At 64.4% G+C, this 10064-nt stretch carries 10 protein-coding genes; 8 read left to right on the top strand and 2 right to left on the bottom strand.

Annotation, left to right across the window (positions count from 1 at the left end):
- Positions 1-49 precede the first annotated feature (49 nt).
- Positions 50-1072 carry a lysylphosphatidylglycerol synthase transmembrane domain-containing protein gene (locus tag ACXJL8_RS23300; RefSeq protein ID WP_456618177.1) on the bottom strand — a complete coding sequence of 341 codons (1023 nt, stop codon included), beginning with the start codon at positions 1070-1072 and terminating at the stop codon, positions 50-52.
- A 12-nt stretch (positions 1073-1084) separates the two neighbouring features.
- A complete protein-coding gene (locus ACXJL8_RS23295; RefSeq protein WP_456685651.1) occupies positions 1085-1672 on the bottom strand; it encodes an SIS domain-containing protein in 588 nt (195 codons plus the stop codon).
- Between the two features lie 165 nt (positions 1673-1837).
- Between ACXJL8_RS23295 and ACXJL8_RS23290 the strand changes: the two genes are divergently transcribed.
- From ACXJL8_RS23290 to ACXJL8_RS23255, 8 genes are all read left to right on the top strand, one after another.
- On the top strand, positions 1838-2866 hold the full coding sequence (locus ACXJL8_RS23290; protein WP_456618178.1) for an SDR family oxidoreductase: 1029 nt from the start codon (positions 1838-1840) through the stop codon (positions 2864-2866).
- Positions 2867-2951: 85 nt separating this feature from the next.
- Positions 2952-4517, top strand: a complete 1566-nt coding sequence (locus tag ACXJL8_RS23285) for a PfkB family carbohydrate kinase (RefSeq protein ID WP_456685650.1) — start codon at positions 2952-2954, stop codon at positions 4515-4517.
- A 28-nt stretch (positions 4518-4545) separates the two neighbouring features.
- Complete coding sequence (locus ACXJL8_RS23280; RefSeq protein WP_456618180.1) at positions 4546-5547, top strand: NAD-dependent epimerase/dehydratase family protein; 1002 nt, start codon at positions 4546-4548, stop codon at positions 5545-5547.
- Between the two features lie 5 nt (positions 5548-5552).
- The gene (locus ACXJL8_RS23275; RefSeq protein WP_456685649.1) at positions 5553-6164 is read left to right on the top strand and encodes a hypothetical protein; all 612 of its coding nucleotides are present in this window, start codon (positions 5553-5555) and stop codon (positions 6162-6164) included.
- A complete protein-coding gene (locus ACXJL8_RS23270; protein WP_456618182.1) occupies positions 6161-7198 on the top strand; it encodes a phosphotransferase family protein in 1038 nt (345 codons plus the stop codon). The genes ACXJL8_RS23275 and ACXJL8_RS23270 overlap by 4 nt, the downstream gene beginning before the upstream one ends.
- The gene (locus tag ACXJL8_RS23265; RefSeq protein ID WP_456618183.1) at positions 7173-8021 is read left to right on the top strand and encodes a transketolase; all 849 of its coding nucleotides are present in this window, start codon (positions 7173-7175) and stop codon (positions 8019-8021) included. The genes ACXJL8_RS23270 and ACXJL8_RS23265 overlap by 26 nt, the downstream gene beginning before the upstream one ends.
- 10 nt (positions 8022-8031) lie before the next feature.
- The gene (locus ACXJL8_RS23260; protein WP_456618184.1) at positions 8032-8991 is read left to right on the top strand and encodes a transketolase family protein; all 960 of its coding nucleotides are present in this window, start codon (positions 8032-8034) and stop codon (positions 8989-8991) included.
- An 8-nt stretch (positions 8992-8999) separates the two neighbouring features.
- Positions 9000-10064: DegT/DnrJ/EryC1/StrS family aminotransferase (locus tag ACXJL8_RS23255; protein ID WP_456685648.1), on the top strand; the 1065-nt coding region annotated here is incomplete at its 3' end.

The raw sequence follows: 10064 nt of genomic DNA, 5'->3' as shown, positions 1-10064 counted from the left end.
GGCAATCCCACCCTGTGAAGATCAGATGGACGGCAATGGTTCAAGCGGGTCAAGGGTGGCTCGATACCTCCTCGGCCTTCGCCAGCCCGTAGTTCGGTGATTCTCCCGCAGCCTTCGCCGCCTTGTCCGCGGAATACGAGCCACGCTCCGGACTTGCCAGCCAGATCACGCCGCCTGCAAGACCGATGATCACGCTGACGGCCCCCAGCAGGAGCGAAACCGACAGCGCCTCTTCGGAAGGAACGCCGGCAAGGCCAAGACAGGCGACCATGGCCCCCTCGCGAACGCCCCAGCCGCTGATCGAGATCGGGACGGCCGTCAACAGGACGACCGGCGGAATCAGGACGGCGGCGTCGATCACGGAGAGCTGCGCGCCGACGCCGCGCGCCAGGGCATAGCAGGCCGCCGCCGTCACGAGATGGATGAGGAGCGCCGATCCGAGGAGCAAGCCGCGGCACGCGGACTGCACGAGAAGAAACCTGACGAGCGTCCCGAAACGAACGAAGCTTGCGATCGCGGGAGGCGCGATGAGGCGCTTCGGCAGACGATCGAGTGTCAACAGGACCACGGTGCCGGCGACGCCCGCCAGCGTCAGCCCGCCGATGGCCAGGATCGCGGCCTGATCGGACACGCGTGACATCAGGAACGGCAATCCGGCCACCATCAGCACGACCAGCCCGATCAACGCCGTGAAACGGTCCGCCGCAACCCCTTTGACCGCCTCCGGCCACTGCACGCCGCGCTGCCGCAGCAGCCACATCCGGACCGCGTCGCCGCCGACCGACGACGGCAGCACCTGGTTGAACCAGAGGCTGATCATGAGGATCCGCCAGCCGGCGAACCAGTCCAGCGACACGCCGAGCGCGCGCATGATCAGCTCCCACCGGCCGTTGAGCACGAAGGTCTGAAAGAAGATCAGCGCCAGCGCGAGAACGAACAGGAACGGGTCGACGGAGACGAGATGAGCCCGCAACCGGCCCAGATCGAGGCCGCGCGCGATATAGACCAGCACCGCGATCGACAGCAGCAGCTTCACCGAAAACAGAGCTGTCTGTTTAAACCGCGACTGCATCCGATACCCGCCTCAGGACGCCGGGTATTCCGCGCGACCGATGACGAGGTCGATCGCGGCCATCATCCAGAACTGGTGCGTGGTCTCGACAATGTTGTAGCTGCGGCTGTCCACCCAGAAATTGACGTCGCCGAGATTACGCAGGGGATTCTCCGCATTCATGCCCGACAGCGTAATCACATCGAGCTTCATCGTCCGCGCCTGCGCGACCGCATTGAGAATGTTCTTCGAGCGCCCCGACGAACTGATCGCAACGAGACAGTCGCCGGCGCGGGCGTTCAGCCGCACGGCGTGCGCGATCCAGTCCTCGAAACCGTAGTCGTTGGCGAGGCACGACATCATGCTTGCATCGCTGAAGCACAGCGCAGGCACCGATGCGTTCTTCKCCAGATCGATCGCCAGATGCGAGGCGATGCCGGCCGAGCCACCATTGCCGATGAAGATAACGCGACCGCCCTGCTCGCGCGTCCGCAACCAGGTCGCACGGGTGGCGGAGATCCCCGCAAAAATACCGTCGTCTATCGCGGTCGCGCGATGGAGGCGACCGACGTAATCGTCGAGGAAGGCCTTGTGATCGGGATCGACGGACTCGGCAGGCATGGGCTGGCGGCTCGATTGCAACATGTCGCCCTGATACCGGCTATTACTAGGGATTGCAAAGGTATAATACTTGCAAAGTTTGCGGGCGGCTGATAGTCGGCTTTCGGGTTTCACTCAACATTGGCGAGCCTGTTTCGCTGGGCATTCGCGTCACGGATGTTCCCCATGAAATGCATCGTTACTGGCGGCGCCGGTTTTATTGGAAGTCACCTGGTCGATCGTCTCCTCGACGACGGCCACGAAGTCATCGCGCTCGACAATTTCGTCATCGGGCGTCCCGAGAATCTGTCGTCGCACGCCGGTTCGAGCCGGCTGAAGGTCGTGCGGGCCGACGTCACCGAGCTCGAATCGATCAGGCCGCATTTCGACGGCATCGACTGGGTTTTCCATCTCGCGGCGCTGGCCGACATCGTCCCCTCGATCGAATCGCCGATCCCGTACCATCGCGCCAATGTCGACGGCACGGTCAACGTTCTCGAGGCGGCGCGGCAGGCGGGCGTCCGCCGCTTCGTGTATGCGGCATCATCGTCCTGCTACGGCATTCCCGACGTCTACCCGACACCGGAGAGCGCCGAGATTCGGCCGATGTATCCCTACGCCCTCACCAAGAATCTCGGCGAGCAGTGCGTCATGCACTGGTGCCAGGTCTACAAGCTTCCGGCCGTGGCGCTCCGCCTGTTCAACGTATTCGGGCCGCGCCATCGCACCACGGGCACCTACGGCGCCGTGTTCGGCGTCTTCATGGCGCAGAAGCTCGCCGGCAAGCCCTTCACGGTGGTCGGCGACGGAGAACAGACCCGCGATTTCACCTTCGTCAGCGATGTCGCCGATGCCTTCGTGACCGCCGCACGCTCCGAGGTTTCCCACGAGATATTCAACGTCGGCTCGGACAATACCTACAGCGTCAACCGGCTGGTCGAGCTTCTCGGCGGCGACAAGGTCCACATTCCCAAGCGCCCCGGCGAGCCCGACTGCACCTACGCCGACATCACCAAGATCAAGCGGGTCCTGAAATGGACGCCGAAGGTGAAATTCGAGGACGGCGTCGCGACGATGCTGAAATCGATGGACCAGTACAAGGACGCACCCCTGTGGACGGTGGACAAGATTGCCGACGCCACCAAGGACTGGTTCAAATATCTAGGTGACGCGGACGACGCGGCGGCCGGCACGCCGCAGAAGGCAAGCCACTGAACAGGTTCGCCGGATATCGTTGCCGCGAGTCGATCAATTCCGCGCCGGCCGGCCGAGGTCGGCCGGCGCTTTGGGTATAATACACATGGGTAATACTTCGACAGACAAGTCGGCTGTCCATCCGGCACCGCACGAGAAGATCAAGACGATCGAGGAACTCGGCGCGATCGCGCGGGCCGCGCAGGACGCGGGCCGCACCGTTGCGCTGTGCCACGGCGTGTTCGATCTGGTGCATCTCGGCCACGTTCGGCACATCCTGGCGGCGCGCAACGAGGCCRACGTGGTCATCGTGACCGTCACCGCCGACCGTTTCGTCAACAAGGGCCCGGGGCGGCCGATCTTCCCGGAGAACATGCGCGCCGAGATGCTGGCCGCGCTCGGCACGGTCGACTGGGTCGGCATCAACCAGACCTCGAGCGCCGAGCCGATCCTCGATACCGTGCGCCCCGACATCTACGTGAAGGGCTCGGACTACGAAAACCCCGACGATGACGTCACCGGCAAGATCGCCACCGAGCGAGAGGCCGTCGAACGCCATGGCGGCCGCATCGTCTTCACGCGCGACGTGACCTTCAGCTCGTCGTCGCTGATGAACCGCTACTTCGACATCTACGATCCCCCTCTGCGCGACTACCTCCAGAAGGTGCGCGAAAGCGGTGGCGCCGAACGCCTGCTGAAGCTGATCGACAAGATCCAGGACATGCACGTGGTGCTGGTCGGCGACACCATCATCGACGAATACCAGTACGTCACCGCGCTCGGAAAGGCTTCGAAGGAAAACATCGTCGCCACTCTGTTCAAGAATGGCGAGCAATTTGCCGGCGGCGTCATTGCCGCGGCCAATCACGTGGCGAGCTTCTGCAAGTCGGTGGAGATCGTCACGACGCTGGGTGGCAAGGACTACCCGGAAGAGTTCATCCGTGCGCATGTCCGCCCGAATGTCAGGCTCACGCCGATCCRCATTCAGGGCCGCCCGACGACCCGCAAATTGCGGTACGTCGAGCTGGGATATCTGCACAAGCTCTTCGAAGTCTACACCATGGACGACACGCCGCTCGACGAGGCCGAGCGCAAGGAGATCGACCGCATCACCGCCGAGCGCGTTCGCGCCGGGGATGTGGTGATCGTCACCGATTTCGGCCACGGGATGATCGCTCCGAGCACGATCGATGCCCTGATCGGCAACTCCAAGTTCCTGGCGATCAACGCCCAGAGCAACAGCGGAAACCACGGCTACAATCTGATCACGAAGTATCCGCGGGCGGACTACATCTGCATCGACGCGCCGGAAGCGCGGCTGGCCGCCACCGACAAGTTCAGCGACATCGCGTCGGTGATCGAGACCAGCCTGCACGGCAAGATCGACTGCGACAACATGATCATCACGCACGGCTCCTTCGGCTGCTACCCCTTCTCGTCGAAGACCGGCGTCGCGCGCGTGCCCGCCTTCACCAAGACCGTCGTCGACACCGTCGGCGCCGGCGATGCCTTCCTGACGATCACGGCGCCGCTGGTTGCCGCCGGCGGCAATATCGAGGACGTCGCCTTCATCGGCAACGCGGCGGGCGCGATCAAGGTCGGCATCGTCGGTCACCGCAACTCGGTCGAAAAGGCCCCGCTGGTCAAGTTTGTCACCGCGCTGCTGAAATAGTGCACAGGAAGAATTCTGGAGAACGACAGTGATTGATCAGAAATGGAACGTGATGGTCACCGGTGGCGCCGGCTATGTCGGCAGCGTGCTGGTTCCCCAGTTGCTGGCAGCGGGCCACAAGGTCACCGTGCTCGACCTGTTCATGTATGGCGAATCGGTCTTCGATGCAGTTCGCAACAATCCGAACCTTCGCCTGATCAAGGGCGACATCCGCGACGAAGCCGCAATCAACGAGGCCCTGCGCGGCAACAACGCGGTGATCCACCTCGCCTGCATCTCCAACGACCCCTCGTTCGAGCTGGATCCGACGCTCGGCAAGTCCATCAACTACGACTGCTTCCGTCCGATGGTGCGCGCCTCCAAGAAGGCCGGCATCAAGCGCTTCATCTACGCGTCCTCGTCGAGCGTCTACGGCATCAAGGACGAGGCCGAGGTGACCGAGGAGCTGTCCTGCGAGCCGCTCACGGACTACTCGAAGTTCAAGGCGATGTGCGAGATCGACCTCGCCGAGGAGGCTGCGTCGGGTTTCGTAGCTTGCACCGTTCGTCCCGCCACCGTCTGCGGCTACGCACCGCGGCAGCGGCTCGACGTCGTCGTCAACATCCTGACCAACCTCGCGGTCAACACCGGCCGCATTCGCGTGTTCGGCGGCTCCCAGCGGCGGCCCAATCTGCACATCCAGGACATGTCCGCGGCCTATCTGTTCCTGCTTCAGCAGGACGATGCCAAGATCGACGGCAAGACCTACAATATCGGCTACGAAAACCATTCGCTGATGAAGATCGCCGATATCGTCAAGTCGGTGGTCGGCAGCAATGTCGACGTCGTGGTCGAGCCGACCGACGATCTGCGCTCCTATCACGTCTCCTCGGAGAAGATCCGCCGCGAGCTCGGATTCGCGCCGACGCACACGATCGAGCAGGCCGTGTCCGGACTGGTGGACGCCTTCAAGGCCGGCCGCCTGCCGGACTCGCTCAACGACCCCAGGTACTTCAATATCAAGATGATGCAGAACATCAGCCTGAAGTGAGCGGCGTGCGGATCGGCATCGATTTCGACAACACGATCATCTGCTACGACAAGGTCTTTGCCGCCGTCGCGCGTCAGCGCGGGCTGCTGCCCGACGGATGGGCCGGGCTGAAGACGGACGTACGGAACCATCTCCGGTCCCTCCCCGGCGGCGAGTCCGCATGGCAGGGCCTTCAGGGTTTCGTCTATGGCAAGGGAATTGGCGGCRCCGAGATCTATCCGGGCGTGCGGGAGTTCCTGGCGGYAGGCCGGCAGGCCGGCTCGAAGATCTGCATCGTCAGCCACAAGACCCGGTACGGTCATCAGGATCCGGACCGGGTCGACCTCCGCGACGCCGCGAGAGGCTGGCTGAGGGATGCAAGGTTGATCGGCGCCGAGGATGCGGCGCTCGCCGACGACGACATCTATTTCGAGGACACGCTTGCGGCCAAGGTCGAACGGCTCGCAAGCCTGAAGCTCGATGTGTTCATCGACGATCTCGTCGAGGTGTTCGAGCAGCCGCATTTTCCGAAGGCCACGCGATCGATCCTGTTCACGCGTTCGCAGCCTCCCCACCCCGGCCACTGCGAGCCCATGGCAACCTGGGCCGATATTCGCCGCGAGGTGTTTGCGCAATGAGCGAGCCCGACGTCAGCGCCCAGGATGCGATGGCGATCGGCGCCCGCCTGTCCGGCGCGCGCGTCGTGGGCGTCCAGCCGGCGCGCGCCGGCGGCAACAACAGGGTCTTTCGTCTGGCGATGGCGGAGGGCCCCGCCCTCGCCCTGAAGCATTATCCGTCCGACGGGCGCGATCGGCTGAATCAGGAATACGACGCCCTGTCGTTTCTGTCGCGCCATGCCATCACGTCGACACCGCGGCCGATTGCGAAGGACGCGGATGCGCAGTGCGCGCTGTATCAGTGGTTCGATGGCGAAGCGGCCGTCCTGCGGCCCCAGGCGGACGATGCCGACCAGCTGGCCGATTTCCTGATCGATCTCCAGAGGCTGCGCGACGCCGCGGGTGCGCGGGATTTGCGCAGCGCGTCGGCCGCCATTTTCTCGCCCGACGAAGCGGTCGCGCAGTACGAGCAGCGGCTGAACGGACTGCGGCGAGCCGCGGAGGATCATCCGGACCTGCGCGAATTCCTGGACGGCAGCCTGGTTCCCAGCACGGCAATCGCGATTCGGCAGCTCCGCCGGCGCTATGCGGAACTCGGCCGGGATCCCGGGGCGGATCTTGCGCCCGCGCATCGGGCATTGAGCCCGTCGGATTTCGGGCTGCACAACGCGCTGCGCGGCGAAGACGGCCGGCTGCGCTTCATCGATTTCGAATATTTCGGCTGGGACGATCCGGTCAAGCTGGTGTCCGACACCGCGATGCACCCCGGTAGCAATCTGCCCGAAGCCAAGGCAAATCAGTTGACCGAACGCCTCACACAAGCCTTCGCGGCTAGGGATGACGCGTTTGCGATCCGCCTTGACGTACTGTATCCTCTGTTTGGGGCGATTTGGTGCCTGATTGTCCTGAATGCCTATTTGCCGGAAAGCCGCTCCCGGCGCGCCTTGGCTGCGCAAGGTGGCGACCTGACGGTCCGCCTCGCCGGTCAGCTCGACAAAGCCCGCCGGCTCCATCAAACGATTTGCCAACGTGATCCAGATCTCACCCCACGCTGAAGCCGCCCTCACCTGCACGCTCGACGAGCGCAGCCTTTACCTGCGCCGCCTGGTGCTCGGATCCGTCCGTTCGGCGGGACGCGGACATGTCGGTCCGGCCCTGTCGCTGATCGAGATGGTCCGCGTGCTCTACGATGACGTGCTGCGGATCGACCCGCAGAACCCGCGCGATCCCGAGCGCGACCGCGCGATCCTCAGCAAGGGGCACGGCTGCCTGGCGCTCTACGCGCTGCTCGCCGATCGCGGCTTCTTCCCGCTGTCGGAGCTCGACGGTTTTTGCGGGTCCGACAGCATCCTGGGCGGACACCCCGAATACGGAATGGTGCCGGGCGTCGAGGCCTCGACCGGCGCGCTCGGACACGGCCTGTCCATCGGCGTCGGCCTTGCGCTCGCCGCGCGCATGCGCGAGCGCGCCTACCGGACTTTCGTCCTGCTCGGCGACGGCGAGATCAACGAGGGCTCGGTGTGGGAGGCCGCCATGGGCGCGGCCAAGCACGGGCTCGACAATCTGATCGCGCTGATCGACTACAACAAGCTCCAGAGCTACGGACCCACCGACTACGTGCTGCCGCTGGAGCCGCTCGCAGACAAATGGCGCAGCTTCGGCTTTGCGGTGCAGGAGATCAACGGCCACGACGTCGGCGCCCTGCGCACCGTCCTGAAGCAACTCCCGCTCGTGCCGGGGAAACCCGCGGCCATCATCTGCCATACCGTCAAGGGCAAGGGTCTGCCGGCCGCGGAATCCAACGCCGATTGGCATCACAAGAACAAGCTGACCGACAGCGAGCTCGACGCCATTCGCGTCGCCGTCGGCGATTTTTGATCGGCTCCCCATGCGCAACACCGCCATGAACATGGTCCACAAGCTCGCCGCGCGCGACGAGCGTGTGCTTTACATCGGCTCCGATCCCGGCGCGGGCACCTTGCGCGCGATGAGCAAGGAGTTTCCGAAGCGCCATCTGATCGAGGGCATTTCGGAAGCGCACATCATCGGCATGTCGGCTGGTCTGGCGATGGAAGGCTTCGTGCCCTACGTCAACACCATCGCGACATTCCTGACGCGCCGCTGCTACGAGCAGGTCGCCGTCGACCTTTGCCTGCACAATCTGCCGGTGCGGCTGATCGCCAATGGCGGCGGCCTCGTCTATGCGCCGCTCGGCCCCACCCACCAGGCGATCGAGGACATCGCGATCATGCGGGCGCTGCCGAACATGACGGTGATCTGCCCGTGCGATGCCGACGAGGCGGCGCGCATGATGGAGCAGACGCTGGACTGGAAGGGACCGATCTACGTCCGGCTGGGCAAGGGTGGCGACGCGGTCGTTTCCAAGGCCGAGCACGGCTTTGAGATCGGCAAGGCCATCCTCATGCGGCCGCCCGGCGACGTCGTGATTGTCACCACCGGCATCATGCTTCAGCGCGCACTCGCTGCGGCCGACCTGCTGGCGGCGCAAGGCATTCGCGCCGGCATCCTGCACATGCATACGGTGAAGCCGCTCGACACCGAGGCCCTGCTGCAAGCAGCCCGCGGGACCCGGCTGCTGGTGACGCTGGAAGAGCACGTGCCCTCGGGTGGGCTCGGCAGCGCGGTCGCGGAGGCGTTGATCGACAAGCTCGGATCAGGCCTGCCCGCGATGCTGCGGTTGTCGTTGCCGGACCGCTTCATGCACAATTACGGCTCGCAGGATTCGCTGCTCAAGAAGCACGGACTTGCGCCGAACGCCATTGCGAGCTCGATCGAGCACGCGCTCGCCGCCTCCCACACCTCCTCCCCTCAACTTCATTCCACCTGACGGGTCACATGTACGACGTTCGATATTCCTATCTGCTCGAGCAATTCTCCGACCCTGCCCCGATCCTGGCCGAGATCGGCCGCCTGGTGGCAACCGGCGACTTCACCCTTGGCAAGCCCGTTGCCGAATTTGAGCGGCGCTTTGCCGAGCTGATCGGCGTGCGTCACGCGATCGGCGTGGGATCGGGCACAGACGCGCTCAAGCTGCCGCTCAAGGCACTCGGCATCGGCCATGGCGACGAAGTCATCACCGCCGCCAACACCTTCATCGCCACCGTCGGCGCCATCGCCGAGACCGGCGCAACGCCGGTGCTGGTCGACTGCGACGATTCGTTCTGCATGAACGTCGACCAGGTCGAGGCCGCGATCACGAAGAAGACGAAGGCGATCATGCCGGTTCAGCTGACCGGCGAAGTCACCGACATGGGCAAGCTGATGGCGATCGCCCAGCGCCACAACATTCCCGTCGTCGAGGATGCCTGCCAGGGCATCCTGTCGGAGTTCGCCGGCAAGCGCTCCGGCACCCATGGCATCGCCGCCGGCTTCTCGCTGCATCCGCTCAAGAACCTGAACGTCTGGGGCGACGCCGGCGTCGTCGTCACCAATGACGACGGCATGAACGAGAAGCTCCGCCTGATCCGCAATCACGGCATGAAGAACCGCGACGAGATCGCGATCCTCGGCTGCAACTCGCGACTCGATTCGCTCCAGGCGGTGGTCGGCAACTGGCTGATCGGCCAGACCAGCGAGATCACGCGGCGCCGAATCGAGAATGCGGCCTATTACGACGCAGGCCTTGCCGGCCTGCCCGGCCTGCGCGTTCCGCCGCGCCGGCCCAACGTGAAGCACGTCTATCACCTCTACATGGTGTTCGCCGAACGCCGCGACGAGCTCTACCAATACTGCCTGGACAACGGCATCGAGGCGAAGATTCACTATCCGATCCCGCTGTATCAGCAGGAAGGCCTCAAGCACCTCGGTTACGCCCCGGGAACCTTCCCGGTCACCGACCGCCATGCCAAGGAAGTCATCAGCTTCCCCGTGGATCAGCATCTGGCGCGCGCCCAGCAGGAC

Source organism: Bradyrhizobium sp. P5_C11_2, from assembly GCF_054049755.1.
The sequence above is the reverse complement of the archived record's forward strand: the minus strand, read 5'-3'. Positions and strand labels throughout refer to the sequence as shown.

What these genes read in the sequence shown, in the direction of transcription:
- ACXJL8_RS23260 (WP_456618184.1), top strand. Translation starts at nt 8,032, where the DNA reads ATGCGCAACACCGCCATGAACATGGTCCACAAGCTCGCCGCGCGCGAC.
- ACXJL8_RS23290 (WP_456618178.1), top strand. Translation starts at nt 1,838, where the DNA reads ATGAAATGCATCGTTACTGGCGGCGCCGGTTTTATTGGAAGTCACCTG.
- ACXJL8_RS23270 (WP_456618182.1), top strand. Translation starts at nt 6,161, where the DNA reads ATGAGCGAGCCCGACGTCAGCGCCCAGGATGCGATGGCGATCGGCGCC.
- ACXJL8_RS23300 (WP_456618177.1), bottom strand. Translation starts at nt 1,072, where the DNA reads ATGCAGTCGCGGTTTAAACAGACAGCTCTGTTTTCGGTGAAGCTGCTG.